The following is a 26,032-nucleotide window of genomic DNA, read 5'->3' as shown; positions in this document are numbered from 1 at the left end:
CGAGCTCAGCGTGCACCGTCGACACCTCACGACCGGCCTCATCATCGCCGTCGTCGCGGCCGTCTCCTTCGGGGTGTCCGGCCCCTTCGTGAAGCCGCTGCTGCAGGCCGGCTGGAGTCCCGTGGCCGCCGTCGCCCTGCGCGCCTTCATCGGCGGAATCCTGCTCGCGCCCGTGGCCCTCGTCATGCTGCGCGGCAACCTCCGCCCCCTGTGGCGCTCCCGCTGGCGCGTGCTCGGCATGGGCAGCGTCGGCGTCGCCGGGGCCCAGGTCTTCTACTTCTCGGCCGTTCAGCGCATCCCCGTCGGCACCGCCATCCTGCTCGAATACCTGGCGCCCCTGCTGCTCGTCGCCGTGGCCTGGGTCATGACGCGCCGCCGCCCGGCCGTGCCCGTGCTCATCGGCTCGGTCGTCGCCGCGGGCGGCCTCGTGCTCGTGGTCTCGCCGGCCGACGGTGGCCCCCTCGACTTCTTAGGGCTGCTCTTCGGCCTCGGCGCCATGGTGTGCTGCGCCGTCTACTTCGTCATCGCCGCGCAAGAGTCGGATGATCTGCCGCCCGTCGCCCTCGCCGCATCCGGCCTGCTCGTCGGCTCGATTCTGCTCACGCTGCTCGGGCTGACCGGACTCGTGCCCTTCACCGCATCCGCCGCCGACGTCACGGTGCTCGGCAACGTGGTGCCCTGGTGGGTGCCCATGCTCGTGATCGGCGTCGTCGCCACCGCGGTCGCCTATGCCACGAGCATCACGGCGAGCGCCATGCTCGGCTCGCGGCTCGCCTCCTTCGCGGGCCTGCTAGAGGTGGCCGCCGCCGCCGCCTGGGCCTGGCTCCTCCTCGGCGAACAGCTCTCGACCCTGCAACTGCTGGGCGGCGCGCTCATCGTGGCGGGCATCATCGCGGTGCGCTTCGACGCCCGCAGCGACAGCCTCACGCTCGATGAGGCGCCCGCCACGCCCGCTCCGCTCAAGGATGCACTGCCCGGGCCCACCAGCTGAGAAGCGGCACGAACTTGGAGTCGTGACCCCTTGGTGCGACTCCCCCGCCACTGCCGGTCAGCGCGCGCGTTAGCGAGCACGTCGGCGAGCGCGTCGTGCACCAGCGCCCGATTCAGACGGGCGGCAGGATCCCCGGATAGGGGTTCTTCGGCTTCAGCGACTGCAGCCAGAGCAGTTCCTGGCGCGACATCTTGCCGTCGCGCGCCCGGCGGGCGGTCGCCATGATGCGCAGCTGGGGCCGGGCCCTCACCCACCAGACGGGACGCGTCTGCTGCATGACCGCCCAGCCGTAGATGAGCCGCTGCTCGCGTGGGTAGGCCCGATACTGGCGCCCCACCCACACGAGCAGCACCACGAAGGGCAGCGCACACAGCACCATGATGACCCCGAGTCCGCGGTACTCGCGCGACGAGATGCTCAACGCGATGCCGAAGACGGGCAGCAGCACGAGCCCCGCGATGGCCGTGCCGAATTGGATCGCCCAGTAGCGGTTCCCCGCGGATGTCGCACTCATCCACACAATGTAACGCCGAGTAGCGGGCAGGCGATGCGACATTGCGCGAGGTGGCCATCGACGGCCGTCGGGCGTCTACTCGGCGGAGTAGGCGGCGGCCACGTCGAGGATCCAGGTGACGCCGAAGCGGTCGGTCAGCATGCCGAAGCCTGGGCTCCACGCCGATGCGGCGAGCGTCTCGACGACTGTGGCGTCGGCCGAGAGCGCGTTCCAGTAGCGCTCGATCTCGCCGAGGGTCTCACCCCGAACCGACACGAAGAACGGCTGGTCGGTGAGCGTGACCCCGTTTTCCCGGCGCGTGGAGCCGCTCGCCGGGGAGGCGTCGGCGGCGCCGGGGATGGTGGGGATGTCGTAAGCCATGACGCGGAAGCCGCTAGCCGTTTCGACCTGGCCGAAGACCACGTTGTCGGCCCCGGGGACATCCTTCGGCATGCCGAAATCGCCGTAGGTGGCGATGGTCGCCCGGCCGCCGAAAACCGAGCCATAGAACTCGAGGGCCGCTCGGGCTTCGCCGCGGAAGTTGAGGTGGGTCGTGGTGGTGATGCTCATGTCTGCTCCTTGTGACTGGCGCCGGGCTCATCCCGACATCGACCACTGTGGCAGCCGTCTAGGACAGCTTCGGTCCTACACTCGACCTAGTATCGACGCATGGCCACCCCCACCTCGCGACTGCTCATGTTGCTCTCGCTGTTGCAGGCGCGACGCGACTGGCCGGGCGCCCTCCTGGCCGAACGCCTCGACATCAGTCACCGCACGGTGCGGCGCGATATCGACCGGTTGCGTGAGATGGGTTATCGCATCGAGGCCACCATGGGCCCCGACGGCGGCTACCGTCTAGACGCGGGCGAACAGCTTCCCCCGCTGCTCTTCGATGACGACCAGGTGATCGCTTTGGCGGTGGCTCTGCGCTCGGCACCCCTGCTCGGCGCGGGCACCGAAGAGGCCGCGCTGCGGGCGCTCACGACGGTCAGACAGGTCATGCCCTCCCGACTGCGACACCGCGTGGATGCCCTCCACTTCACGACCCTCGGCCCGCGCGCGTCGACCTCCAACACACGCCCGAACGCGAGCCCCGGCCCCGACACCGGCACTGACACCGACACCGACGCGGTCACCGACAGCGTCACACCGGATGTCCTCATCGCGCTCTCGAGCGCCGCGCGCGCCCACGAGGTGCTGCGCTTCGACTACGGCGCGGATGCATCCCCACGCCGCGTCGAGCCACACCATCTCGTCGCCTCCAACGGTCGCTGGTACCTCGTCGCCTGGGATCTCGACCGGGATGACTGGCGCATCTTCCGCGCCGACCGCGTGACCCCGCGCATCCCGACCGGGCCTCGCTTCTCGCCGCGCGAACTGCCCGGGGGCGATGCCGCGACTTTCGTCTCGGCGCGCTTCAGGGGTTCGACCGAGCGCGACGAGTGGCCGTGCACCGGCACCGTCGTGGTGCACCTCCCCGCCTCCGAAGTGGCGCCCTTCGCGGCCGACGGCATGGTCACGGACCTCGGCGACGGCCGCTGCACGCTGGTTTCCGGCTCGTGGTCATGGGTGGCCCTCGCCGCCGCGCTGGGCCGCTTCGACGCGCGCATCGATGTGGTCGAGCCGCCCGAACTCGCGGCGGCCTTCGGCACACTGGCCGCCCGCAACGCCGAGACGGCCGCGCGCTAACGCAACTCGGGCAGCTCCTGCGTGGTCTCGGCCACCTGGGTGAGCTTGGCCGCGACGGGCCGGAACGGGCGGGACGTGATGATGTAGTCCACGATCGCGCGGCCGGCCAGGCCCAGCCGGGTGCGCGGATAGGCGAAGCGAACGAGCGCGTCGGGCACGTTCTGCACATCGTCGACGAGCGGACGCATCCACGTCTCGAAGTCGCGCAAGGCGGCACCCCGATCATCCGCGCGCTGGGTGAGGAAGGCGGCGAGCACATAGCCACTGGTGAGTGCGAGGGATGCGCCGCCGCCGCCCATGGGCGTCACACACCACGCCGCATCGCCGATCACGACCACCCGTCCACGGTGCCAAGTACCCATGCGCACCTGCGTCAGCTCGTCGAGATACATGTCGTCGGAGTTGCGGAATCCCTCGAGCACACGGCCGGTCTCCCAACCCGCGTCGCTGTAGTGATGGCCGACGACGTCCATCGCCGTGGCCCGGTCGACCCGCGCGAGGCCCGACTTGGCCGGCGAGGCATACGCGAGGATCGCTCGAATGGTGCCGTGGTTATCCGGCCGCAGGTGGATCTGCCGTCCGCCGACGGCGGTGTACCAGCGCCACCGATCGTCGTCGGCGGGTGTGCGCGGGATGGTGCCGAACACCATGGTCACCCCAAGGTCGCGCAGATCGACGTCGTCACCGAAGAGCCGATCTCGCGTGCTCGATCGCACACCCTCGGCGACGATGAAGAGATCTGCGTGGATGCTCCGGCCCGACGACGTCGTGAGCACGACGGGCCCCGAGGCGTCATCGACCTCATCGGTGACGGTCTCGCCGAAGATGAAATCCACCCCCTCTGGCAGAGCTCCTCGGATGGTCTGGGCGAGGTCTCCGCGCAGGATCTCGAGTTCGGCCGTCGCCCCGTTGCCGTCCCCAGCGGGCAATTCGACACGCACCGCGCCCGACTTCTTCATCAGCACGGTGCCCGTCTCGGTCGTGTTCTGGGCCTTGACGGCGTCGAACAGTCCCATGCGCGTCAGCACCTCGCGGGCGACCCCACGCACATCGACGTTCTGACCGCCGTCGCGGAAACTCGGCGCGCGCTCGATGACCGTGACGTCCCAGCCGATACGGCGCAGCCAGAAGGCCGCCGACAGCCCCGCGATACTGCCCCCCGAGATGACGGCGTGTGGTGTAGTCATAGTGTGCTCCGCTTTCCGAGCACGACCCGTGTCATGCTTTACAGTAAAGCTACTACACAGTGAAGGAAAATGCATGCCCGACGTGGACCCCCTCACGGCCGACTGGTCGACCGAGCAGACCGAGGTCATGCAGCGACTGCGCGACTGGGCGACGAGCTTCGCCGAGCTGAACCTCAACCTCGCAACGTGGATGGACCTGCCGAGTTCCGATGCCAACGCCCTCGGCCACATCGTCTGGGCGGCCGAAGACGGCCACCCGCTGACACCCGCCGACCTGTCGCGTCAGATCGGCATGACATCCGGCGCCACGACCGTGCTGCTCAACCGCCTCGAATCGGCCGGTCACATCCGCCGCAGCCGCGAACACGACGACCGGCGCCGCGTGACCCTGAGACCCGAACCATCCGCTCGGGAGCAGGCGCGGGCATTCCTCGCCGAATCGGGGGCCGAGATCGCCCATGTCGTGCAATCGACGCCGCCCGAGCACCTGCGAATCGTGGCCGATTTCACCACCCGCCTGGGCGCGGCGAGCACCGAGGCGAACACCCGCCTGCGCCAGAGACCGCGCCCGTAACACGCGGCGGCCGGGCAAACCCGCCGCCCGACTAGATGGCCTCGACGCGCGAGACCCACGCAGCCCGCCTCGGTACAGTGGACGTGCGGTTGACACGTTTCCAGCGAGAGTGAGTGCATGGCCACGATCAAGGATGTCGCGGAGCGCGCGGGGGTCGCGCTCGGCACGGCGTCGCGCGTGCTGAGTGGCAGCACCCAGACCTCGCCCGACTCGCGCGCCCGGGTACTGGCCGCCGCCGCCGAACTCAACTACATCGCCAACGGGCCGGCCCGCGCGTTGCGTCGCGCACGCACCGATGTGCTCGGGCTGCTCGTCTCCGACATTCGCAACCCGTTCTTCTCCGAGCTGGCCCACGCAGCCGAGACCGAAGCCATGCGGCGCGGTTACACCGTCATCTTGGCCAACGCCAACGAGGACGAAGCGCAGGCCGACGAATACCTGCGCATCTTCGCCGGGCAGCGCATCGACGGGCTGCTCCTGTCGCCGCAGGGCCCGCTCTCACCGCGGCTCACGTCGCTCCTTGCTTCCGGCATGCCCGTCGTGTTGCTCAACCGTCGCGTCGCGGGTCTCGACGCGCCCCTCTTCTCGACCGACAACGCCCAGGGCGTCGGCCTCGTGCTCGACTGGCTGCAGGCGGGCGGCCACCGCGACGTGGCCTTCGTCGGCGGCCCGACGGCCATGTCGACGGGAGCCGAGCGACTGGCGGCTTATCTGGCGGGCCGCGAATCGCACGGCATCAGCACCGACGACGCCCTCATCGACAGCGGAGACTTCCTCGCGGGTGGCGCCGCGGCGGCCATCGCCCGCATCCTCGATCGGGGCGTGCGCCCCACGGCCGTCTTCGGCGCGAACGGTCCCACGACGCTCGGTGTGGTGCGCGGCCTGCGCGAACGCCTGGGCGTCGAGGCCGCCTCGCGCATCGAGGTCGTCTCGTTCGACAACCTCGACTGGTTCGAGTTCGCCACTCCCCCCATCAGCGCCGTGCGCAACGACGCCGCGACCATCGGCCGACTGGGCGTTGCAGGTTTGATCGGCCTGATCGAGGGCCGGGATGTCGCCTCCGAGCGCATCGAGACCACCTTCGTCGATCGCCGAAACGTCTGACCGATCGCTTGCCAAACCCGGCAGGGTGGGGCAACATGGTGTCAACGCAGTCCGTGGAAACGATTCCATGGAAACGATTCCCCCGAAAGGTTCACCATGCGAGTCGCCATCGGCGCCGACCACGCGGGCTTCCCCGTCAAACAGCGCGTCATCGACGCCGTCGAGAAGCTCGGGCACAGCGTGATCGACCGCGGCACCGACAGCACGGCACCCGTCGACTTCCCCGATATCACCCAGGCCACGTGCGCTCCCGTGCTCGACGGCACGGCTGACCGCGCCATTCTCGTGTGCGGAACGGGCGCGGGGGCGATCATGGCCGCGAACAAGATCCCCGGCATCCGCTGCGGCCTGGCCAACGAGACCTACTCGGCCCACCAGGCCGTCGAACACGACGACGCCAACGTCATCGCCCTGGGCGCGTGGCTCGTGCCCCCCGCCGTCATCGACGACATCGTCGCCGAATTCCTCGCCGCCACCTTCGACGATGACGACGACACCCGTCGCCGCGTCGCCAAGTTGAACGCGCTCGACGACCTCACCCCGAGCCGACCGCGCGCAACCTCCTGACCACCCGGGGCCCCACAGCCCCTCCCGACCCCGTTCGTTCGTCCCGATCAAAGGAGATCCACCCGTGACAAACGCCACAGACCCCACGCATCCCACGAGCCCCGCCGGACCGGCGACCACGCAACAGTCCCCGCTCGGCTCGAAAGACCGCAACAAGACCGCAATCGCCGCCGCGCTCGGCACGAGCGTGGAGAACTACGACTTCATCGCCTACGGCACGGCATCGGCCCTCTACTTCAGCGCCGTCTTCTTTCCCGAGAGCGACCGCTTCGTCGGCACGCTCCTCTCCTTCGCCACGCTGGCGGTGGGCTTCCTCATGCGCCCCCTTGGCGGCGCGATCGGCGGCTACCTGGCCGACAAATTCGGTCGCAAACCGGTGCTCGTCGGAGCCATGCTCGTCATGGGCGGCGCCACGTTCCTCATCGGCCTGCTGCCGACCTACGCGACCGTTGGCGTCATCGCCCCCATCCTGCTCGTCATCATCCGCATGATCCAGGGACTCGCCTTCGGCGCCGAATGGGGCGGGGCCATCACCATGGCCTACGAACACGCCCCCTGGAACCGGCGCGGCATGTACGCCGCCATCCCCCAGTCGGGCAACCCGCTCGGCATCGCGCTGGCGAGCGGCATGTTCCTCGTGTGCGCCAACCTCGAGGGCGACTGGGCCTGGCGCATCCCGTTCCTTCTGAGCGCCGTGCTCGTCGTCGTCGCTCTGGTCGTGCGATCCCGTCTGTCCGAGTCGCCCGAGTTCGAAGAGGCGAAGGCCGAGGGGCGCATCGAGAAGAACCCGTTCCTCACGACCATCCGCCGCGACTGGAAGAGCATCCTGCGCGTCATCGCCCTGCGCATCGTCGAATCGTTCGCCTATTACTCGACGGCCACCTACCTGCTGAACTATCTCACCGAGCGGTACCCCGACATCCGGCCCACCGCATTGGGCGCGATCACGGCCGCGAGCCTCATCGCGATCGTCGTGACATTCCTGGCGGGGTCGCTCACCGACCGCATCGGCCGGCGCCCCATCTACATCGTCGGATGCGTCGTCGCCATCCTGTTCGCTTTCCCCATGTATCTCCTGACCAACGACGGCACCCCCGCGCTCGTCGTGGCCGTATTCATCTTCGGCATCGGCTTCATCCACGCGTCTCTCACGGGAACGCAGGGCTCGTTGCTGACCGAGCAGTTCGGCACCTCGACGCGCACGTCCGGCGCCTCGCTGGGCTACCAGATCGCCGCGGCTCTCGGCGGATTCGCGCCGCTGCTGGCCGCCGCACTTGTCGGCTGGCTTGGATGGCCGGGCGCCTCGCTGCTCTACATGTTCGCCGCCGTCGTGGGCCTCATCGGCATCCTGATCACGCGGGAGACGTACGGCAAGGCCGAACGAGCGCGTATGAACGCGCTCGTGGCAGAGGAACGCGCTCGCGTGACGGCGTCGACGCGCTAGTCACCGACGGTCAGTCTTCGAGGTGGCCGATGGACTTGCGTTCGAAGAAGTCGCAGAGCGCCGCTGCGACCGCGAGTTCGGCCGACAGCCCGTGCAGGTTCTGGGCGGTGAGATCGAACGCATCCGAGCGGGCCTCGAACCGGATGATCCAGTGCGGGTCGCCCGCGGTGACGGGTTCCATGACGATAGCGGTGCTCACGTTGGCGAGCGGAACCATGACGAGACCCGTGTCGGCCCCGTCGGCACCGTCCTGGATGATGACGCGGATGAGGTCGCCGTCGTTGCGCACGGAACGAAACTCTTCGAGCCAGGACTCGAGCGTGGACTTACTCCGGAAGGGCATGCGTTCTCGTTTTCGTGCGGTCAGCGGTACTTATGACACTTTCTCATGCCATTTGCCGGACTCCGACCAAAAAGGCCTCGCGGTGACCACCCGTGCACAACTTCCGGCTTTTGTCGGATGCGGGCGTCACATCGGCGCGAGTCGGCGCCGCTTCCCAGTCGCCGTCCACCGTGCACGCCAGCGCGCCGCACTGAACGGCCGTCTCGAGGCGGTGCTCGATCGAGGCACCCGCCGCGGTCTCGGCCAACCAGCCGGCGACGAAGGCATCCCCCGCGCCCACCGTGGCGGCGAAACGGGGGTTAGGCTTCGCTCAGGCCTTTTGTCGCACCCGTACTGCGATCCCGGCCCCTTCTCCAGCGCCGCAGAGGAACACGACCATGACACTCGCAGACACGACCGAGTTCGACGCCTTCGGACCCTGGATCGACCAGGTCTCCACCGAATCGGCCATCCCGCGACTGTTCCGCGCCCACCGTTTCGACCTGGACGCCGCGATCGTCGTCCTGAAGGTTCCGCGCAACATCGCCCGGCGCGACGCCAACCCCGCAATGGACCTCTACGACCTGCTGCTCATCGTCGAACCCCACGCTTTCACCGTGCTGCGACGCGAGGATGCGTCGTTCACCACGCGCGTCATCCGCTACGCCGACATCGCCGCATTCGAGGACAGCGTCGAGCTGCTGGACGGCCTCTTCACCATTCACACGATGGATGGCGACAGCGTGCGGGTTCCCTACAACGGCTCGTCGCGCGCGACCATCGCGTCCCTCACCGACGAGCTGCGCCGGCTCGTTGCGCCCACCCTCGTGCCGCATCCCGAGGTCGCCTCGCGCGCGCCCCTCGAACGCGGCGAACTCGGGCGCGACGGCAACGGTCTCGTGGCGGCCTACCGCGAGATCGCGGCGAAAGAGCCGTGGCTGCGTGTCGTGGCCGCGCACCCCAACCAGCGCCTCGCGACATCCGGCGGCATCGTCGACCAGCTCATTCTGTGGGTGCGACGCGCCACCCTACAGGGCGCCATCGTGAGCATCAGTGACACCGAGCTCTCGACCGTGTCCCGCCGGGACTGGGTCGTCCCGGGCAAACGCCCCGCCCTCTCGGAGTCGCGCCGCATCGTGCCCCTCGACCGCCTCGCGGCCGTTTCGGTCGCCCCGCACCCGCGCTTCGTGGGCGCCTCGACCGTAACCCTCGCAGCCGGCCAGGCGTCCATCGTCTGCGTCGTGCCGACGGGCTCTCCCGCCGAGGCGGCGCTGGCCGCGCTGGCCCCGCGCTAGTCGTCCGTCGGCGTCTCGATCGGAACCTCGCGGTAGTAGACGTTCTCGCTGATCGCCTCCCAGTCGTCGCCGGGCGACACGCCATCCGCGGCCGACCGGAAGGCGTTCTGCTCGACCTGCAGCTCGTTGTCGACGACGCCGCCTCCCCCGCCGCATCCGATACGGCCGTCTGTGCCGTCCGGCCCGGTCAACAGGATGCAATACCCTTCATCCGTCGACTCGCCGAGGAAGACACGGAAGCCAGCCCTTTCTCCGACGAAGCGAACCGTCTCGACATCGACCCTCTCGGTCATGTCGGATGTCACCGCCGCGGGCAGCGCATCATCCGCGGAAGCCGCACGCTCGAGATCCGACACCTGCACGGCCGGCGCCGAACATCCCACTAGCGCCACCCCGAGCACAACGGCCCCAGCCGCCCACCCACTCGCGCGAAAACCCCTGTGCTTTCTCATCATCGAACCCCCTTCCGCCGAGCGTAGCCAGATCCGCCGCCGGCCGCATCGATCCTGTCGACACCGCCACCCGCGGGTGGGAGTCAGAGGCGAGGCATGAGCATGTAGGGCAGGGATGTGCGCAGTCGGGCCGTCTGACCGTCGAGGAGGTTCTGCGCTTGACCGCGAATGTAACCCGGCACGTGCTTCTCGATCGAAGCGGGTGCCACGACGCGCCGGGTCGCATCGATGATCTGCTCGAGCGACTCGTCGATGACCTCGCGTGCGCGCGCCGGACGAACGCCCCAGCTCTGCGCCTCATCGATGAGGTGATCCCTTGTGATGGCGCCGATCTGGGATTCACCAGCAATCGACATTGCCATCCCCTGCGGCGCTTCATAGGCGAGGGCGAGCGGCGAGGCATCGTAGAAAGGAGCCAGTGCGGCGCTCCCGTCCTCGTGGTGCATGAGGGAAAAGTTCTTCATATGCGCGTCGGTGTTCCCGGAGGCCACGTTCAACACGGTGTAGCGCAGAAGCCTCTCGCGGTCGGGCTCGCTGGCGGAGAAGATGGTGCGATCTCGGTCGAGGATCGCAGCGATCGCGCGCATATTGGCACCAGGATTCTGACGCTCGAATTTATCGTCCCCTCCCCAGGGCAGGGCCAAGGCTTGCGCGAAGTCTTCTTGATGGATTCGCTCGGTCCCGCCCGGCACCGCGCGGCGATCGTAACGCTCGATCACCAAGACCGTTCGGGCCCCGATGGTCTCGACCCACGACTCATAGGCGAGAAGCCCCATCGAGCGCGCAATACCGAGGACGAAGTTCTCCCCATCCGCCAAGGCCACGCTCTCGGCGTCAACCGGTTTGAGAATGTGCGTAGACGGGATGCTTCCGCGCCCGGCGAACCAGGCTCCCTCGCGTCGAGTGAGCGTCACCTTGCGCTGGAACCCGGGAAGCGCGGAACCGCCACCGCCGAGCAAGAAGCCGGATGCCCGCGACAAGATCGCATCGAGTTCGTCGGCATCTAGGCGCCGGGGCTCTTCGGGTTCCCGAGCACGCCCCACGCTGAGCGCACCGGCCAGGTCGGCTCCGACCTCGGCCAGCATGCCCACGACGTTGTTGCTCGCGACGTGAACTTCGGCGGCCAAGCGTTCCAGCCAGAGCCCCTCGGGAAGCAGCCCACCGAAGAAGGGGGCAGCGTCGGCCGCGTCCGCGCCGACCGGAAGAGACATCGAGAGCGGGGTGTCCCGTAACCGCCACCGCTCGGATGCATCGTCGGTCCATGCCAGCCGCACGACCCCGGCTTCGTCGACGCGCAACGTTCCGATTCGGGTGCCGTAGAGCCGGACCACCAGGCCTTGCTCGTCACCGTTCATCGGTTGGCTCATCGCGGGTCTGGGCCGTGAGGTCGATGCCGAGGCGCGCCAGGAGGTCGAAGTAGCGCTCGTCGGCGCGTTTCGCCTTGCCACTCTCGAGCTCGGAGATGTAGCGCTGCGTGGAGCCCAGGGCATCCGCGAGCTGGGCCTGCGACATCCCGTTCTGCGACCGAATTCGACGCACGAGGTCGCCGAGGTCGGCGGCAGATCTGATCCGGGCTCTCATACCCCTCCTATTACGTATCTGTAATAAGCCTAACCGTTATTACCGTAAAGGTATAGAGCATCCCTTCATTACCGAAGTGTAATCAACTCCACACTTGCGCCACTTGTTAACTGCTGTGATACTTAACACGTTCGCACACTGAGCGCCGCGCGCGCCGACAAAGGAGTTTGCATGTCGCACTGCACCACCGAGCCCACCAACCCGGCCGCCGCCGAGCTCATCGCTCGCAGCAACCGCCTGGGCGCCGACCCCAAGAACACCAACTACGCGGGCGGCAACACGTCGGCCAAGGGCACGGCCGTCGACCCCGTCACGGGCGAAGAGGTCGAGCTGCTCTGGGTGAAGGGTTCGGGCGGAGACCTCGGCACGCTCACCGAGAAGGGCCTCGCGGTGCTGCGCCTCGACCGCCTGCGCGCGATGCAGAACACCTACCCGGGCGTCGAGCGCGAAGACGAGATGGTCGCGGCCTTCGACTACACGCTGCACGGCAAGGGCGGCGCGGCCCCCTCGATCGACACCCCCATGCACGGCCTCGTCGACGCAAAACACGTCGACCACCTGCACCCCGACTCGGGCATCGCCATCGCGACCGCTGCCGACGGCGAAGAGCTCACGCGCACGATCTTCGGCGACAAGGTCGTCTGGGTGCCGTGGCGCCGCCCCGGTTTCCAGCTCGGCCTCGACATCGCTGCCCTGAAGCGCGAGAACCCGCAGGCCGTCGGCTGCATCCTGGGCGGCCACGGCATCACGGCCTGGGGCGAGACGAGCGAAGAGTCCGAGAAGAACTCGCTGTGGATCATCGACACGGCCGCCGCCTACATCGCCGAGAACTCGAAGGCCGAGCCGTTCGGCGCCCCCCTCGAGGGCTATGCGGCCCTCAGCCCCGCCGAACGTCGCGCCAAGGCAGCGGCCCTGGCCCCCGTCATCCGCGGAATTGCTTCGACCGACAAGCCGCAGGTCGGCCACTTCACCGACGCGGATGTCGTGCTCGACTTCTTGGCCAGCAGCGAGCACCCGCGCCTCGCCGCCCTGGGCACCAGCTGCCCCGACCACTTCTTGCGCACCAAGGTCAAGCCGCTCGTGCTCGACCTGCCGTCAGACGCCAGCATCGAGGACAGCATCGCCCGCCTCGAGGAGCTGCACGAGCAGTACCGCGCCGACTACCAGGCGTATTACGACCGGAACAAGAAGGATGATTCGCCCGCCATCCGCGGCGCAGACCCCCTCATCGTCCTGATCCCGGGCGTCGGCATGTTCAGCTACGGCAAGGACAAGCAGACGGCCCGCGTGGCCGGCGAGTTCTACGTCAACGCCATCAACGTCATGCGCGGAGCCGAGGGTCTCTCGACCTACGCCCCCATCGACGAGGCCGAGAAGTTCAACATCGAATACTGGTCGCTCGAAGAGGCCAAGCTGCAGCGCATGCCGAAGCCCAAGCCGCTCGCCACGCGCATCGCGCTCGTCACGGGCGCCGCGTCGGGCATCGGCAAGGCCATCGCCACGCGTCTCGCCGCCGAGGGAGCCGTCGTCGTCATCGCCGACCTGTCGCTCGAGAAGGCGCAGGCCGCGGCCGCCGAGATCGGCAACACCGATGTCGCCGTGGGCGTGCAGGCGGATGTCTCGGACGAGGCCGCCGTCGAAGCATCCATCAACGAAACGCTGTTGGCGTTCGGCGGACTCGACCTCGTGGTCAACAACGCCGGCCTGTCGCTCTCGCGCCCCCTGCTCGAGACCACGGTCGCCGATTGGGATCTGCAGCACAACGTCATGGCCAAGGGCTCCTTCCTCGTGTCGAAGGCCGCCGCGCGCGTGCTCATCGCGCAGAAGCTCGGCGGCGACATCGTCTACATCTCGTCGAAGAACTCGGTCTTCGCGGGCCCCAACAACGTCGCCTACTCGGCCACCAAAGCCGACCAGGCCCACCAGGTGCGCCTCTTGGCCGCCGAGCTCGGCGAATACGGCATCAAGGTCAACGGCATCAACCCGGATGGCGTGGTGCGCGGTTCGGGCATCTTCGCCTCGGGCTGGGGCGCCAACCGGGCCAAGACCTACGGCATCGAAGAGGAAGACCTGGGCAAGTTCTACGCCCAGCGCACCATCCTGAAGCGCGAGGTCGTGCCCGAGAACGTGGCCAACGCGGTGTACGTTTTGTGCACGAGCGACCTCTCGCACACGACCGGTTTGCACATCCCGGTCGACGCGGGTGTCGCGGCCGCCTTCCTGCGCTAGGAGCAGCTCGATGACGACACACACGGCGAGGCGGGGCACGGTCGCGGCCGTCGACCTCGGCGCCACGAGCGGGCGCGTCATGCTCGGGCACATCGGGGCGGGCGAGTTGACGCTCATCCCGGTGGCCCGGTTTCCCAACACGCCCGTGCGCACGCCCGACGGCTACCACTGGAACATCCTCGAGCTCTACCGCTCCATCACGGCCGGCCTGACGCACGCGGCCCGCGAGGCACCCGAGGTCGAGAGCATCGGCATCGACTCGTGGGCGGTCGACTACGGGCTGTTGCGGGGCGGGCGGTTGCTCGGCATCCCCTACCACTACCGCGACGAGCGCAACCAGCAGGGCGTGGATGATGTGCACGCCGTCGTGCCCTTCGACGAGCTCTATCGGCAGAACGGCTTGCAGTTCCTGCCCTTCAACACCGTCTACCAGCTCGCCGCCGAACGGCGCGCGGGAACCCTACCTCTCGCCGACGACCTGCTGCTGATCCCCGACCTCATCGCGTATTGGCTGACGGGCGAGAAGGTGGCCGAGGCCACCAACGCGTCGACCACGGGTCTCCTCCGGCCCGCGGGTGTGGAATGGAACGACGACCTCATCGCCACGCTCGGCCTGCCGCGCGACATCCTGCCGCCGCTCGTCTCCCCCGGCGAGCGCATCGGGTCGCTGCTGCCCGCCGTGCAGGCCGACACCGGCATCGGGGCGCAGGTTCCCGTCACGGCCATCGGGTCGCACGACACCGCATCCGCCGTGGTGGCCGTGCCCATGCTGACCGACGACGCCGCCTACATCAGCTGCGGAACCTGGGGTCTGGTGGGCGTGGAGCTCGAGCATCCGGTGCTCACCGACGCCAGCCGCGCCGCCAATTTCACGAACGAGGGCGGCGTCGACGGCCGCACGCGCTTCTTGCACAACGTCATGGGCCTGTGGCTGCTGAGCGAATCGGTGCGCTGGTGGGAACGTGACGGCGAGACCATCGACCTGCCCTCCCTGCTCGCGCAGGCGGCGGATGTCTCGGGCGAGATCTCGATCTTCGACGCCGATGATCCGCGCTTCCTCACGCCGGGCGATATGCCCGGCCGCATCGCGTCCTATCTCGGCGAGCGTGGTCTGCGCGTGCCGGCCAGCCGCGCGGAGTTCGTGCGATCGATCCTCGAGTCCCTGGCCGAGGCTTTCGCGCGGGCGGTGCACGCGGCGAGCGAACTCTCGGGCAAACGCGTCGGCGTCATCCACGTGGTCGGCGGCGGCTCGCAGAACGCGCTGCTGTGCCAGCTCACGGCCGATCGTGCCGGGCTGCCCGTCGAGGCCGGACCCGTCGAGGCGACCGCACTCGGCAACGTTCTCGTGCAGGCGCGAGCCGCCGGCATCATCGACGGCGACCTCGAAACGCTGCGCGCGCTCGTGGCGCAGACGGTGTCGCCCCGCACCTTCAGTCCGCGTGTCAACCAATCGCGCACGAACACGGCGCGGGTCTAGGGTCGAAAGATGTCTGACAACACCTCGTCTTCCGCTGCCCCCGCCCGCCTCGTCGTGAGCGTGCCCGGTGACACGTTGCTCACGCGACTCACCCCGGCGCCCGAGGGCGTCGTCGTCATCGTGTGGGATGTCTCGGGCACCCCGCCGCGCGACCACATCGACATCATCGTGCCGCCCTACATGGGTTCGGTCGACAGCCTCGCGCCGCTCGCGCACGTCACCTCGCAGCTCGTGCAGAGCCAGTCGATCGGCTATGACGGTGTGGCCGACATCCTGCCAGCTGGCATCACGTTCGCGAACGCGGCGACGGTGCACGAGACCGCGACGGCCGAGCTTGCGGTGGCCCTGATTCTCGCCGCCCTGCGCGAGATCCCCCGCTTCGTGCGGGGCGCCTCGCGCGGCCAGTGGGATCCGGCCCGGGCGACCGGCCTCGCCGACAAGCGCGTGCTGCTCGTCGGCTACGGCGGAGTGGGTGCCGCCATCGCCGACCGCCTCGACCCGTTCGAGGTCACCATCACGCGCGTCGCCAGCCGCGAGCGCGACGACGACCGCGGCCACGTCTATGCCCTGTCGAGCCTCGACGAGCTGCTGCCCGACGCGGATGTCGTGGTGCTCGGCGTTCCCCTGACCGACGACACCCGGCACCTGGCCGACGACGCCTTCTTCTCGCGCATGCACGACGGCGCGCTGTTCGTGAACATCGCTCGCGGCCCCGTGGCCGACACCGAGGCGCTGCTCGCGCACACGTCGAACGGTCGGCTGGATGCGGCGCTCGACGTGACCGACCCCGAGCCCCTGCCCGACGGACATCCGCTCTTCGCCCTGCCCAACGTGCTCATCAGCCCCCACGTGGGCGGCGCGACCGACGCCATGATGCCGCGCATGGAGAAGCTGCTGCGCCGCCAGATCGATCACCTGCTGGCCGGCGACGAGCCCGAGAACGTGGTTCTGCGCACATGAGGGGGCTTGCGCGTGGGGGCGCGCCTCTGTATACAATGTGGTCCTACCACACGGCCCGCCACATCAACGACGAGAGGCACACCCCGTGACCGAAGAACGCCGAGCCTGGCAGCAGGTGCTCGAGCACATCGAATCCGACCTTCTGCAGGGCCGACTGCGCCCCGGCGACCGCCTGCCCGGCGAGCGCGCCCTGGCCACCGACCTGGGCGTCGGCCGCTCCAGCGTGCGCGAGGCCTTCCGCGTGCTCGAGGTGCTGGGCCTCATCCGCACGGCCTCGGGTTCGGGGCCCACCGCGGGCGCCATCATCGTGGCGCTGCCGACGGGCGGCATGACGGCACTCATGCGCCTGCAGGTCGCCGCCAACGGCTTCGCGGTGCAGGATGTCGTGGCCACGCGTCTCGTGCTCGAGACCGCCGTCGTGCACGACCTCGCGGGCGACGCGCAGCGCAACCTCGTTCGCCCCGTCGAACTGCTCGACGCCATGGAGTCGCGCCAGCTCTCCGAGGCCGAGTTCCTGGCCCTCGACGCGCAGTTCCACCTCTCGCTCGCCGAGGCGGCCGGCAACCAGGTCATCACGGCGACCATGGCGGGCCTGCGCGGCTCGATCGAGAACTACGTGCTCGCGGGTGTGCCCAACCTGCCGTCGTGGGCCGAGACCTCCGAACGCCTGGCCGTCGAGCACCGCCACATCGTGGCCGCCATCGAAGAGGGGGATGCCGCATCCGCCCGCACCCTCGTGCGCGACCACATCACGGGCTACTACGCCGAGACCGGCCTGGCGGGGCGCACGCCCGTCGCGCGCCCCGACGACGTCGCCGCCGCCGCATCCTGACTTTCCCCCTGTCGCCGCGCACACCCGTGGGCCGCGAACCGACCGAACCCTTCGAAAGGACACCCCGTGGTTGAACGCCGTCTGCCCAAACCGCACGACCTCCTCCCCCTCATGCAGTTCAAGAAGCCCGAACTCAACGCGCGCAAGCGTCGCCTGAAGTCGGCCAACACCATCTACGACCTGCGCGCGATCGCCAAGCGCATCACGCCGACGGCCCCGTTCGACTACACGGATGGCGCCGCCGAGGGCGAGATCTCGCTGGCCCGCGCGCGCCAGGCGTTCCAGGACATCGAGTTCCACCCCTCCGTCTTGAAGAACGTCTCGCAGGTTTCGACCGGCTGGGATGTCCTCGGCCAGCACGTCGCCCTCCCGTTCGGCATCGCGCCCACCGGTTTCACGCGCATGATGCAGACCGAGGGCGAGCGCGCCGGTGCGAGCGCCGCGGCCGCCGCCGGCATTCCCTTCACGCTGTCGACCATGGGCACGACGTCGATCGAGGACGTCAAGGCCGCGGCACCCGACGGCCGCAACTGGTTCCAGCTCTACATGTGGACCGACCGCGACCGCTCGATGGCACTCGTCGACCGGGCCGCCAAGGCCGGCTACGACACGCTCGTCGTCACGGTCGACACACCCGTCGGCGGCGCGCGCCTGCGCGACGTGCGCAACGGCATGACCATCCCGCCGTCGCTCACCCCCAAGACCGTGATCGACGCCCTGCCCCGCCCGGCCTGGTGGATCAACTTCCTGACCACCGAGCCGCTCGCGTTCGCGTCGCTCGATCGCTGGTCCGGCACCGTCGCGGCGCTCATCGACACCATGTTCGACCCGACGGTCGGCCCCGAAGAGGTCAAGTTCATCCGCTCGCAGTGGAAGGGCAAGCTCGTCGTCAAGGGCATCCAGTCGGTGAAGGATGCTCAGCTCGCCGTGGATCTCGGCGCCGACGCCATCATCCTGTCGAACCACGGCGGCCGCCAGCTCGACCGCGCCCCCATCCCCTTCCACCTGCTGCCCAGCGTGGTGAAAGAGGTCGGAGCGCACACCGAGGTGCACCTCGACACGGGCATCATGAACGGTGCCGACATCGTGGCCTCGGTCGCCATGGGCGCGCGTTTCACGCTCATCGGCCGCGCCTACCTCTACGGCCTCATGGCGGGCGGGCGCGAGGGCGTTGACCGCACCATTCAGATCCTCACCTCCGAGATCACGCGCACCATGAAGCTGCTCGGGGTGTCGTCGCTCGAGGAGCTCGAGCCCGGGCACGTCACGCAGCTGAGCCGCTTCACCACGCTGCAGCCGCTGCAGGCGGGCGACCGGGTGTAGCCCGACACGCCGCTTCGCCGGGCCCCCTCGGGGGTGTTGCGGGCGGCGACCAGCACGACCCAGCGGATGCCGCCGAGACACGTTCTCGGCGGCATTCGTCGTTCGTGCGCGGGAACGGTGCCCACCAGGCCGCGGGCGGTCGGTCGGGCGGTCGGTGAGAGTCGACGCGGTGGGGCGGTTCTGCGGGCCACGCATCGCGATCGTGAGAGCGGTTAGAGAGACGGGTTTTAACTAAACCCTCTGGTATCGTCCGACTGTGCCGGCCCCCGAACTTTCGTCATCATCTCGCTGGGCCCGCTGGCTTCCTGTCGCCGTCGTCTTCCTCTGGGGCGCCTACCTCTGCCTCTGGAACATCGGCTCGGCCAACCAGAACGCCGACGAGGGCATCTACGTCGAGGCGGGCTGGGACTATGTGCACGGCGACTTCGCGGCCAACCGCGAGCATCCGCCCACCGCCAAGTACCTCTTCGGCGTCGTGCAGCTGATCTTCGGCGAGGGGCTGCTCGCGCCGCGCATCTTCGTGGGGCTGCTCACGCTGGCCGTCGGCGTGGTCATCTGGCTGTGGCTGCGACGCGAGATCGGTTTCACCCTCGCCCTCATTCCCGCGGCCCTCTGGCTGCTGCTGCCGCGCGGGGTCACGGGCGGCGCCGAGCGTCTCGACCGGTTCGCCCTGCTCGAACCCGTCATGGTCGCGTTCACGGTCTTCGCCATGGCAGCCGCGTGGGTGTGGTTCCGCACCGAACGCTGGCCATGGATCGTCGCCTCTGGCGTGTTCATGGGCCTCGCCATCACGGCCAAGGTCTCGGCAGCCGTCATCCTCGTCGGTTTCCTCGTGCTGCTCGTCGCCCGCCGGCCGCTCGCCCGCGTGTTGCGCGACGTCGCGCTCTTCGTGGTGGCACTCGTCGTCACGGCCGTGGTGCTCTATCTGCCCATGGGGATGACCGATGCGGTCGGCTACATGCTGCAGATGCAGGCCGAGCACAATGCCGCCGGGCACCTCATCACGGTCGCGGGCATCACGGGCCCGTTCCCGCCGTGGTGGGCCAACCTGTGGTTCACGGTTGTCGGCGTGGGCGTTCCGACGGCCGCCGTGCTCGCCGTCGGCCTCCTCGCCGCTGTGGTCGTCGGGCAGCCGCGGCGCCTCGTGGTCTTCGTCGGCACGGCCCTCGGCGCACTGCTCGTCTTCCACCTCTTCGGGTCGAACGTGGCGCTCCCCCACTACTACTACGCCTGGTTCTGGATGCTGGCGGTGCTCGCGGGTCTCGGCCTGGCGGGCGTGCTGCGCCCCGGGCCCCGCAGCGTGCTCGTCGTCGCCGGTCGCGTGGTCGGCATCCTGGCGCTGCTGCTCGTGGTCGTGATCGCGGCACGCCTGTCGGTGTACACGTGGCAGGAACGCGCGGCGGGCATGGCACTCGTCGAGGACGCGCTCGACGAGGACCCGGCACCCGACGGGGACGTGCTCGTGGCGGGCATGGCGCCCTGGGAATACGAGCCCTACATCGAGGAGGACGAGATCGTCGGCGACCCGGCACTCGTCGACACGGCCGACATCCGGGCCATCGTCGTCAAGCATTCGCCGCGGTTCGGCATCGACCCCCGCATCCAGTCGTTCGTCGATCAGGCGCAGCCGGGCGTGCGGCTCGAACAGCTCGACGACACCTACGTCTACATCCTCGACGCGCGGCTCGTCTCGGCGGGCGACACGCTCGTCCTCGAGCGGTGACCGGCGCGAGCGAGCCCCTGCCCGAGCACCAGCCCCAGCCCCAGCGTCAACGTGAGCGTGAGCGTGAGCGTCATGCTGCGGATGGCGCAACCCCTCGCTCCCCGTTCGTGACGTGGCCGCGCCCACCCGGTATCGTCGAGCGCGTGCTGCAGCCCATCCCCCTTCGCGCCGGCGTCACCCTGCGCTTGCTCCGCACCGACGACGCCGAGCGACTCGCCGAGGCCTACTCGCGCAACCGCCGCTACCTCGAGCCGTGGGAGCCCGCGCGCAGTGAGGCCTTCTTCACGAAGACCTGGCAGGCGGCTCAGATCCCCTCGCTGCTCGAGACCGTCGCCGCGGGCACGGGGCTGCCGCTCGTGCTGACCACCGACACGCAGATCATCGGCCGCGTCACCCTCGCCGGCATCACGCGCGGGGTGCTGCAATCCGGCGGCATGGGCTACTGGATCGACGAAGCATTCGCCGGGCACGGCATCATGAGCGAGGCCGTCGCCCAGGTCATCCGCGTGGCCACCGACGACCTGCGGCTGCACCGCATCCAGGCCGAGACGTTGCTGCACAACCAGGGTTCGCAGAAGGTGCTCGAACACAACGGTTTCGAACGCATCGGCATGGCGCCGAAATACATCAAGATCGCCGGGCGCTGGCAAGACCACATCCTGTTCCAGCGCATTCTGCACGACGACTGAGTCGGCCAGAATGGGGGGATGACCTCGCACACCGCCCCGGCCCCGCACCTTCTCGACTCGATCGACGCGCTCTTCACCGCGCGGGCCCTGCAGCGCACCGCCCCGAGCGGCGTGTGGGGCGTCTTCGGGCCCGACGGGTTGGTGCACGCTGGCGGGCACGGCTCGGTGGATGACCGCGTTCCCGATGCGCACACCGCCTACCGCATCGCGTCCTGCACCAAGAGCTTCACGGCGGCCGCCCTGTTGGCGTTGCGCGACGAGGGCGCACTGGCGCTCGACGAGCCGATCACGCGCTTCCTGCCGGGTTTCGCCGCCGTTCCGCTGCCGAGCGCCGACGCGCCCGTTCCCACCGTGCGCATGCTCATGACCATGTCTGCCGGGTTGCCGACCGACGACCCCTGGGGCGACCGGCAGGAGTCGATCACGAACGAGCAGCTCGACGAGTTGATCGCCGACGGGCTCAGCTTCGACAGCATCCCGGGCACGACGTTCGCCTATTCGAACCTGGGCTATGCGCTGCTCGGCCGCGTCATCGAGGAGGCGTCGGGCCGCCCCTATCGCGACGTGGTGCGCGAGCGATTCCTCGAGCCGCTCGGCCTGACCGGCACCGGGTTCGACGTGTCGATCGGCAACAGCGACGACGTGTCGGGCGTGGCGATCGGAAACCGTTTCCTCGACGGCGCCTGGCAGGAGCTTCCGTTCACCGGGCCGGGCGCGTTCTCGCCCATCGGCGGGCTGTTCTCCACGGTCGCGGACCTGTCCCGCTGGGCCGTCTGGCTGGGCGAGGCGATGCTGCCAGAGAGCGCGTCGGGCGACGTGACCGGCAGTGCGTCCGGCACGGCGTCGGGTGACGCCGAGTGCGAGCCGGTTCCCGTTCCTCTGTCGCGCGCCTCGCGCCGCGAGATGCAGCAGCTTCAGCGTTACGCCCCCGGTTTCAGCGTGCTGCCGGCCGGCTACGGTTTCGGTCTGGTGGTCGAGCAGCACCCGCGCTTCGGAACCGTCGTCTCGCACTCGGGCGGTTACCCCGGCTTCTCGGCCCACATGCGCTGGATGCCCGGCCGCGGTATCGGCGTCGTCGCCTTCGAGAACGCCACCTACTCGCGGGTTTCGGCGGCCGCGACCGCAGCCCTCGATCTGCTGGCCGACTCCACGCCCGAAGTTCTCTCACTCGACGATCGCCTGTGGCCCGAGACGCGCGCCGCGCAACGAGCTGTCTCGGCACTCATCCACGACTGGTCGGATGACGCAGCCGCCCGCCTCTTCGCCGAGAACGTACCCCTCGACGAGCCGTACGAGAACCGCCGGGCCGCCATCGCCCGGGCCATCGCCGCCGTCGACGGGCTCCTCCCTCTGACCTCCGAGGTCCAGCAGGCCACCGCCGGAATCATCCGCGAGGCATCGAGCACCCCGTCGCATCTCGTCTGGCGCCTGCCCGGCAACCGCGGCGCGCTGCGCGTCGAGATTCGGCTGACGCCGCAGCGGCCTCCGCTCGTGCAAACCTTCAGCGTGCGCGCTGAGCACCGCTGACAACCGCCGGCACCTGCTTGCCGTCATCGGCAAACGCTGGCCCTCGCCGGTAACCGCTGGCCGTCGCAGCCGTCGCCGGCCGTTGCGACGCGCCGACGATCGCGCTCGTTTTAGACACCGACGAACCGTTCGGCGCTACTGTGATCCATACGAGCGCGGGGCGGGCTTTCGGATGTCGGATGCCGCTGCGCCGCCGAGAACGGAGCTCCCATGAGGCGCCTACGAATCAGCATCGAACGCACGTCGTCGCGCGACGCGGCACTGCGGGCAGCGGAAGCTGCCGGGGCCGCAGCCGCCTCCACCGCCGCGACCGCGGCCGTCGCTCATTCAGCGTCTGCGTCGACGCCGCCTGCCGGAACCGTTGGACCGAGCGCAGCCGTCGGCACAGTCCAGACGGGTGGGCCACTCTCGGCCGCGACCGCAGCCGGAACGGGCGGCCCCGGTCTCCCCCGCGGTGGCGAGATGCCCCGACGCGGTGGTTTCGCCTGGGGCTATGTCGTCACGCTCGGCGTGCTCGCGGCCGTCGTCACCGGGCTGGCGCTCTACAACCTGCGCTCCATCGTGTTCTCGATTTTCTTCGCCGGTTTTATCACGGTCGGGCTCGACCCACTCATCCGCTGGTTGCAACGCCGACACTTCGCGCGCGGCTGGGCGTTGTTCACGGTCATCCTGCTCGTCGTCGCCGCGATCGTCGCGGTCATTTGGCTGATCGTCCCCATCGCGGTCGAGCAGATCTCGAGCCTGGCGGTGTCTATTCCGTCGCAGATCGAGGCGCTGCAGGCATCCGGATGGTTCGACACCGTCGACGCGGCCACCAACGGCCTGCTCGGCCAGGCGCTCTCGTCGATCAACGACATCATCTCTGACCCGAAGACGTGGGCGGCCGTCGGCACGGGCGTCGTCGGCTTCGGAGCGGCCGTCGCCGACGCCATCTCGACCGGCATCTTCACGGTCATCCTCACGATCTACTTCATCGCGACGTACGACTCGACCAAAGAGGCCGCCTTCCGCATGGTGGCGAAATCGCACCGCGCCACGTTCGCGAGTTACACGAACCGCATCCTCGAGAATGTCGGCAAATACCTGAGCGGCATGGTGATCCTGGCGTTCATCAACTCGGTCTTCAGCACCATCCTGCTCACCGTCGTGGGCGTGCCCGGGGCGTTCTTCATCGGTATCGCCGCCTTCTTCATCACGCTCATTCCGCTCGTCGGCACGATCATCACGACGTGCGTCATGACGGTCGTTGCCTTCTTCCAGTCACCGGTGTCGGCGCTCATCGTGTTGCTCGTCATGCTGGTCTACATGCAGGTCGAGGCCTATCTGTTCACGCCGAAGGTCATGAGCAAGGCCGTGCAGGTGCCGGGTTCGGTCGTGCTGATCTCGGCCCTCGCGGGTGGCACGCTGTTCGGCCTGGCGGGTGCGCTCATCGCCATCCCGATCTCAGCCGGGGTCATCCTCATCATTCGAGAGCTCGTGATGCCCCGCAAGGAGCTGTCCTAGCGGCGCAGTTCGAGCGTGCAGCATTTCACGCCGCCACCGCCCAGCAGCAGCTCCGAGAGGTCGACGCCGATCGGGTTGTAGCCGCGCTCACGCAGCTGGCGGGCGAAGTGCTCGGCCTTGGCGGCGATGACGACGTTGTAGCCGTCGGAGATCGAGTTGAGGCCGAGGAACTGCTGGTCGCGCGGGTCCGCGATGATGGCGTCGGGGAACCGGGTCTGCAGGATGGCGAGGCTGCGTTCGTCGAAGGCGCTCGGCAGATAGGCGATGTTGGCGTTGGCGTCGTCGTCGCGCGGGTCGAGCACGGCGATGGCGGTGTCGAGGTGGTAGAAGCTCGGGTCGGTCAGGGTCAGTGTGATGACCTCGCGGCCGAAGATCTCGCCGACCTCGCGGTGGCTGTCGCTGGCGCTGCGGAATCCGGTGCCGGCGAGGATGACGCCACCGACGAACAGGAAGTCGCCTTCACCTTCGTTGATCTCTTCGGGGCGGGCCACGGTGAAGCCGTTGTCGCCGAACCAGTCCATGAAGGCGGGGCCTTCGGGCTGGCGCTGTTCGAACGTGAACTTGGCGCCGTATGCCGTGCCGTCGATGACGAAGCCGCCGTTGGCCGTGTAGACCATGTCGGGCAGGCCTTCGACGGGGTCGATGAGTTCGACGGTGTGGCCGAGGCCGACGTAGGTGTCGTACAGCGTCTGCCACTGGTCGACGGCCTTCTGCGTGTCGGTGGGGTTGGACGGTTCCATCCACGGGTTGATCTTGTAGCTCACGGTGAAGTGCTCGGGCCGGCACATCAGGTAGGTGCGGGGCGTGGGCGTGCGGATGGCGCCGGCGCGGTTGTCGGATGCCTGGGCGTCCGTGTCGGGGGTGGTCGTGGTGTCGGTCACGTGATGCTCCTGGTGCAAGCGGGGCAGCGCCGGTTCGTCGGTGCGATCCGGGCGGGGCTACCCTATCGGGGGCGGACACTGTCCTCGAGGCCCGTTCGCTGTCGCTCCAGGCACGCCGTGAACTCCAGTCTGTCACGCACGCTTGCGCCGATGGGGCTCATTCCGCGCAACATGTGAGCAAAATCTGTCGCGCTGACGCAAGATTTCGGCATAGGCTGGCCTGATGGACAATCTCGACCGCGGCATCATCGATCTTCTCCGCCAGAACGCCCGCGCCAGTTATGGTGACATCGGCGTCGAGGTGGGCCTGTCGGCTTCGGCGGTGAAGCGCCGGGTGGACCGCCTGGTGGCCGATAAGGTGATCCGCGGTTTCACGGTGCAGGTCGACCCGAATGTCGACGGCATGCAGACCGAGGCCTATGTGGAGTTGTTCTGCCGCGGCACGGTGGCGCCCGACGAGCTGCGCCGCATCTTGCAGGGTGTTCCCGAGGTGGTGGATGCGGGCACCGTGACGGGTAGTGCCGATGCCATCGTGCGCATCCGTTCGCGCGACATCCCGAGCCTCGAGGCGGCCCTCGAGAAGGTGCGCATCGCCCCGAACGTCGACCACACGCGCAGCGCGATCATCCTCTCGAAGCTCGTCAACCGCTCGGGCGACTAGCCGCCCGCTCGGACCTGAGCCGTCCGGCCCCAAGTTGTCCCGACCGGACGAGACTCGACTGAGCCTCTCCCAGGTTCGACCCGAAAGAGTCTCGGCGAATGCCTACGGCGCCGGCGTGTCGAGAAGCTTGGCGCCCTCCTCTTTGTAGATCTTGAGCCAGTCGCCGTCGCGGCACGGGCCGTCGGCGCTCAGCAGAATTCGGTCAACCGAGTAGGTGTAGCTGAAGCTTCCAGCCTCGGGCGATTCGCCCATCAAGCCGCGGTGGCCCTCGTCGAACTGAGAGGTTGCCACGGTCATGCCGTCGGCCTCCCACGCCTGCTTCAAGGCGGCGGTCACGGCGTCGAGGTCTTCGGCGGGCCGGTCGCTGGTGCGCGAGGCATGGTACGTGTAACCGGCCTCGTCGTTGCACGCGTTGGGCAAGGTGTCGTCCTGAGCGACCCACTCTCCGCCTAGTACGTGTTGGGCGGCGTCGAGTCGGGCCAGGAGGTCGGCGCGTGCTTCGGTGGGTGTCATGGAGGGTTCCTTCGC

27 protein-coding genes are annotated in these 26,032 nt (G+C 68.8%); 17 read left to right on the top strand and 10 right to left on the bottom strand.

What is annotated here, in order from left to right; genetic code table 11:
* Positions 1 to 10 precede the first annotated feature (10 nt).
* Positions 11 to 991, top strand: coding sequence for a DMT family transporter (locus ACZ6IE_RS02160; protein ID WP_464606579.1), 981 nt, complete (start codon positions 11 to 13; stop codon positions 989 to 991).
* A gap of 112 nt (positions 992 to 1,103) precedes the next feature.
* Here the strand turns inward: ACZ6IE_RS02160 and ACZ6IE_RS02155 are convergent, their stop codons facing one another.
* Positions 1,104 to 1,505 (bottom strand): hypothetical protein, encoded by a 402-nt coding sequence (locus ACZ6IE_RS02155; protein WP_464606578.1) that lies wholly within the window; start codon positions 1,503 to 1,505, stop codon positions 1,104 to 1,106.
* Positions 1,506 to 1,580: 75 nt separating this feature from the next.
* Entirely contained in the window at positions 1,581 to 2,054 is a 474-nt protein-coding gene (locus ACZ6IE_RS02150; RefSeq protein WP_464606577.1) for a VOC family protein, read from the bottom strand.
* Between the two features lie 99 nt (positions 2,055 to 2,153).
* On the opposite strand from ACZ6IE_RS02150, the gene ACZ6IE_RS02145 reads away from it, so the two are divergent.
* Entirely contained in the window at positions 2,154 to 3,173 is a 1,020-nt protein-coding gene (locus ACZ6IE_RS02145) for a helix-turn-helix transcriptional regulator (RefSeq protein ID WP_464606576.1), read from the top strand.
* Here ACZ6IE_RS02145 and ACZ6IE_RS02140 read toward each other — a convergent pair.
* Positions 3,170 to 4,360 (bottom strand): FAD-dependent monooxygenase, encoded by a 1,191-nt coding sequence (locus ACZ6IE_RS02140; protein ID WP_464606575.1) that lies wholly within the window; start codon positions 4,358 to 4,360, stop codon positions 3,170 to 3,172. The genes ACZ6IE_RS02145 and ACZ6IE_RS02140 overlap by 4 nt on opposite strands.
* A gap of 73 nt (positions 4,361 to 4,433) precedes the next feature.
* Between ACZ6IE_RS02140 and ACZ6IE_RS02135 the strand changes: the two genes are divergently transcribed.
* The 4 genes from ACZ6IE_RS02135 to ACZ6IE_RS02120 all read left to right on the top strand — a co-directional run bounded on the left by ACZ6IE_RS02135 (position 4,434) and on the right by ACZ6IE_RS02120 (position 8,049).
* A complete protein-coding gene (locus ACZ6IE_RS02135; RefSeq protein ID WP_464606574.1) occupies positions 4,434 to 4,934 on the top strand; it encodes a MarR family winged helix-turn-helix transcriptional regulator in 501 nt (166 codons plus the stop codon).
* 117 nt (positions 4,935 to 5,051) lie between these two features.
* Positions 5,052 to 6,038, top strand: a complete 987-nt coding sequence (locus ACZ6IE_RS02130; RefSeq protein WP_079726749.1) for a LacI family DNA-binding transcriptional regulator — start codon at positions 5,052 to 5,054, stop codon at positions 6,036 to 6,038.
* A 96-nt stretch (positions 6,039 to 6,134) separates the two neighbouring features.
* Positions 6,135 to 6,605: an RpiB/LacA/LacB family sugar-phosphate isomerase gene (locus ACZ6IE_RS02125; RefSeq protein WP_464606573.1), complete on the top strand. Its 471-nt coding sequence runs from the start codon at positions 6,135 to 6,137 to the stop codon at positions 6,603 to 6,605.
* Positions 6,606 to 6,669: 64 nt separating this feature from the next.
* Entirely contained in the window at positions 6,670 to 8,049 is a 1,380-nt protein-coding gene (locus ACZ6IE_RS02120) for an MFS transporter (protein WP_464606572.1), read from the top strand.
* Between the two features lie 10 nt (positions 8,050 to 8,059).
* Here ACZ6IE_RS02120 and ACZ6IE_RS02115 read toward each other — a convergent pair whose 3' ends face one another.
* Both ACZ6IE_RS02115 and ACZ6IE_RS02110 read right to left on the bottom strand, forming a co-directional pair.
* Positions 8,060 to 8,392 carry a hypothetical protein gene (locus ACZ6IE_RS02115; RefSeq protein WP_464606571.1) on the bottom strand — a complete coding sequence of 111 codons (333 nt, stop codon included), beginning with the start codon at positions 8,390 to 8,392 and terminating at the stop codon, positions 8,060 to 8,062.
* A gap of 43 nt (positions 8,393 to 8,435) precedes the next feature.
* The gene (locus tag ACZ6IE_RS02110) at positions 8,436 to 8,672 is read right to left on the bottom strand and encodes a PfkB family carbohydrate kinase (protein WP_464606570.1); all 237 of its coding nucleotides are present in this window, start codon (positions 8,670 to 8,672) and stop codon (positions 8,436 to 8,438) included.
* A gap of 97 nt (positions 8,673 to 8,769) precedes the next feature.
* On the opposite strand from ACZ6IE_RS02110, the gene ACZ6IE_RS02105 reads away from it, so the two are divergent.
* Entirely contained in the window at positions 8,770 to 9,666 is an 897-nt protein-coding gene (locus tag ACZ6IE_RS02105) for a hypothetical protein (RefSeq protein ID WP_464606569.1), read from the top strand.
* Here ACZ6IE_RS02105 and ACZ6IE_RS02100 read toward each other — a convergent pair.
* The 3 genes from ACZ6IE_RS02100 to ACZ6IE_RS02090 all read right to left on the bottom strand — a co-directional run bounded on the left by ACZ6IE_RS02100 (position 9,663) and on the right by ACZ6IE_RS02090 (position 11,699).
* Positions 9,663 to 9,959, bottom strand: coding sequence for a hypothetical protein (locus ACZ6IE_RS02100; RefSeq protein ID WP_464606568.1), 297 nt, complete (start codon positions 9,957 to 9,959; stop codon positions 9,663 to 9,665). The genes ACZ6IE_RS02105 and ACZ6IE_RS02100 overlap by 4 nt on opposite strands.
* Before the next feature lie 242 nt (positions 9,960 to 10,201).
* Positions 10,202 to 11,473, bottom strand: coding sequence for a type II toxin-antitoxin system HipA family toxin (locus tag ACZ6IE_RS02095; RefSeq protein ID WP_464606567.1), 1,272 nt, complete (start codon positions 11,471 to 11,473; stop codon positions 10,202 to 10,204).
* Positions 11,463 to 11,699, bottom strand: a complete 237-nt coding sequence (locus tag ACZ6IE_RS02090; protein ID WP_464606566.1) for a helix-turn-helix domain-containing protein — start codon at positions 11,697 to 11,699, stop codon at positions 11,463 to 11,465. The genes ACZ6IE_RS02095 and ACZ6IE_RS02090 overlap by 11 nt, the downstream gene beginning before the upstream one ends.
* Positions 11,700 to 11,870: 171 nt before the next feature.
* Here ACZ6IE_RS02090 and ACZ6IE_RS02085 point away from each other — a divergent pair, with 171 nt between their 5' ends.
* The 9 genes from ACZ6IE_RS02085 (at position 11,871) to ACZ6IE_RS02045 (ending at position 23,962) form a co-directional block, all read left to right on the top strand.
* On the top strand, positions 11,871 to 13,928 hold the full coding sequence (locus tag ACZ6IE_RS02085) for a bifunctional aldolase/short-chain dehydrogenase (protein WP_464606565.1): 2,058 nt from the start codon (positions 11,871 to 11,873) through the stop codon (positions 13,926 to 13,928).
* Positions 13,929 to 13,938: 10 nt separating this feature from the next.
* Entirely contained in the window at positions 13,939 to 15,405 is a 1,467-nt protein-coding gene (locus ACZ6IE_RS02080; protein ID WP_464606564.1) for a rhamnulokinase, read from the top strand.
* A gap of 9 nt (positions 15,406 to 15,414) precedes the next feature.
* A complete protein-coding gene (locus tag ACZ6IE_RS02075) occupies positions 15,415 to 16,365 on the top strand; it encodes a 2-hydroxyacid dehydrogenase (protein WP_464606563.1) in 951 nt (316 codons plus the stop codon).
* An 85-nt stretch (positions 16,366 to 16,450) separates the two neighbouring features.
* Complete coding sequence (locus tag ACZ6IE_RS02070; RefSeq protein ID WP_464606562.1) at positions 16,451 to 17,197, top strand: FadR/GntR family transcriptional regulator; 747 nt, start codon at positions 16,451 to 16,453, stop codon at positions 17,195 to 17,197.
* Between the two features lie 66 nt (positions 17,198 to 17,263).
* Positions 17,264 to 18,520 carry an alpha-hydroxy acid oxidase gene (locus ACZ6IE_RS02065; protein ID WP_077054214.1) on the top strand — a complete coding sequence of 419 codons (1,257 nt, stop codon included), beginning with the start codon at positions 17,264 to 17,266 and terminating at the stop codon, positions 18,518 to 18,520.
* A gap of 256 nt (positions 18,521 to 18,776) precedes the next feature.
* Complete coding sequence (locus ACZ6IE_RS02060) at positions 18,777 to 20,243, top strand: ArnT family glycosyltransferase (RefSeq protein WP_464606561.1); 1,467 nt, start codon at positions 18,777 to 18,779, stop codon at positions 20,241 to 20,243.
* Entirely contained in the window at positions 20,240 to 20,932 is a 693-nt protein-coding gene (locus ACZ6IE_RS02055; RefSeq protein ID WP_464606560.1) for a GNAT family N-acetyltransferase, read from the top strand. The genes ACZ6IE_RS02060 and ACZ6IE_RS02055 overlap by 4 nt, the downstream gene beginning before the upstream one ends.
* Before the next feature lie 18 nt (positions 20,933 to 20,950).
* Positions 20,951 to 22,459: a serine hydrolase domain-containing protein gene (locus ACZ6IE_RS02050; protein WP_464606559.1), complete on the top strand. Its 1,509-nt coding sequence runs from the start codon at positions 20,951 to 20,953 to the stop codon at positions 22,457 to 22,459.
* 210 nt (positions 22,460 to 22,669) lie between these two features.
* Positions 22,670 to 23,962, top strand: coding sequence for an AI-2E family transporter (locus ACZ6IE_RS02045; RefSeq protein WP_464606558.1), 1,293 nt, complete (start codon positions 22,670 to 22,672; stop codon positions 23,960 to 23,962).
* Here ACZ6IE_RS02045 and ddaH read toward each other — a convergent pair.
* Complete coding sequence (gene ddaH, locus ACZ6IE_RS02040) at positions 23,959 to 24,843, bottom strand: dimethylargininase (protein ID WP_464606557.1); 885 nt, start codon at positions 24,841 to 24,843, stop codon at positions 23,959 to 23,961. The genes ACZ6IE_RS02045 and ddaH overlap by 4 nt on opposite strands.
* Before the next feature lie 223 nt (positions 24,844 to 25,066).
* Between ddaH and ACZ6IE_RS02035 the strand changes: the two genes are divergently transcribed.
* Complete coding sequence (locus tag ACZ6IE_RS02035) at positions 25,067 to 25,504, top strand: Lrp/AsnC family transcriptional regulator (RefSeq protein WP_077054218.1); 438 nt, start codon at positions 25,067 to 25,069, stop codon at positions 25,502 to 25,504.
* A gap of 102 nt (positions 25,505 to 25,606) precedes the next feature.
* Here ACZ6IE_RS02035 and ACZ6IE_RS02030 read toward each other — a convergent pair whose 3' ends face one another.
* The gene (locus tag ACZ6IE_RS02030; protein WP_464606556.1) at positions 25,607 to 26,017 is read right to left on the bottom strand and encodes a hypothetical protein; all 411 of its coding nucleotides are present in this window, start codon (positions 26,015 to 26,017) and stop codon (positions 25,607 to 25,609) included.
* Positions 26,018 to 26,032 lie beyond the last annotated feature (15 nt).

The organism is Okibacterium sp. AC114 (assembly GCF_979253355.1).
This window is presented reverse-complemented; position numbering and strand designations above follow the sequence as displayed.

Coding starts and splice junctions, on each gene's coding strand:
- ACZ6IE_RS02155 (WP_464606578.1), bottom strand. CDS start 1,505: ATGAGTGCGACATCCGCGGGGAACCGCTACTGGGCGATCCAATTCGGC.
- ACZ6IE_RS02150 (WP_464606577.1), bottom strand. CDS start 2,054: ATGAGCATCACCACCACGACCCACCTCAACTTCCGCGGCGAAGCCCGA.
- ACZ6IE_RS02145 (WP_464606576.1), top strand. CDS start 2,154: ATGGCCACCCCCACCTCGCGACTGCTCATGTTGCTCTCGCTGTTGCAG.
- ACZ6IE_RS02140 (WP_464606575.1), bottom strand. CDS start 4,360: ATGACTACACCACACGCCGTCATCTCGGGGGGCAGTATCGCGGGGCTG.
- ACZ6IE_RS02135 (WP_464606574.1), top strand. CDS start 4,434: ATGCCCGACGTGGACCCCCTCACGGCCGACTGGTCGACCGAGCAGACC.
- ACZ6IE_RS02130 (WP_079726749.1), top strand. CDS start 5,052: ATGGCCACGATCAAGGATGTCGCGGAGCGCGCGGGGGTCGCGCTCGGC.
- ACZ6IE_RS02125 (WP_464606573.1), top strand. CDS start 6,135: ATGCGAGTCGCCATCGGCGCCGACCACGCGGGCTTCCCCGTCAAACAG.
- ACZ6IE_RS02115 (WP_464606571.1), bottom strand. CDS start 8,392: ATGCCCTTCCGGAGTAAGTCCACGCTCGAGTCCTGGCTCGAAGAGTTT.
- ACZ6IE_RS02105 (WP_464606569.1), top strand. CDS start 8,770: ATGACACTCGCAGACACGACCGAGTTCGACGCCTTCGGACCCTGGATC.
- ACZ6IE_RS02100 (WP_464606568.1), bottom strand. CDS start 9,959: ATGACCGAGAGGGTCGATGTCGAGACGGTTCGCTTCGTCGGAGAAAGG.
- ACZ6IE_RS02095 (WP_464606567.1), bottom strand. CDS start 11,473: ATGAACGGTGACGAGCAAGGCCTGGTGGTCCGGCTCTACGGCACCCGA.
- ACZ6IE_RS02090 (WP_464606566.1), bottom strand. CDS start 11,699: ATGAGAGCCCGGATCAGATCTGCCGCCGACCTCGGCGACCTCGTGCGT.
- ACZ6IE_RS02085 (WP_464606565.1), top strand. CDS start 11,871: ATGTCGCACTGCACCACCGAGCCCACCAACCCGGCCGCCGCCGAGCTC.
- ACZ6IE_RS02080 (WP_464606564.1), top strand. CDS start 13,939: ATGACGACACACACGGCGAGGCGGGGCACGGTCGCGGCCGTCGACCTC.
- ACZ6IE_RS02075 (WP_464606563.1), top strand. CDS start 15,415: ATGTCTGACAACACCTCGTCTTCCGCTGCCCCCGCCCGCCTCGTCGTG.
- ACZ6IE_RS02050 (WP_464606559.1), top strand. CDS start 20,951: ATGACCTCGCACACCGCCCCGGCCCCGCACCTTCTCGACTCGATCGAC.
- ACZ6IE_RS02045 (WP_464606558.1), top strand. CDS start 22,670: ATGAGGCGCCTACGAATCAGCATCGAACGCACGTCGTCGCGCGACGCG.
- ACZ6IE_RS02035 (WP_077054218.1), top strand. CDS start 25,067: ATGGACAATCTCGACCGCGGCATCATCGATCTTCTCCGCCAGAACGCC.
- ACZ6IE_RS02030 (WP_464606556.1), bottom strand. CDS start 26,017: ATGACACCCACCGAAGCACGCGCCGACCTCCTGGCCCGACTCGACGCC.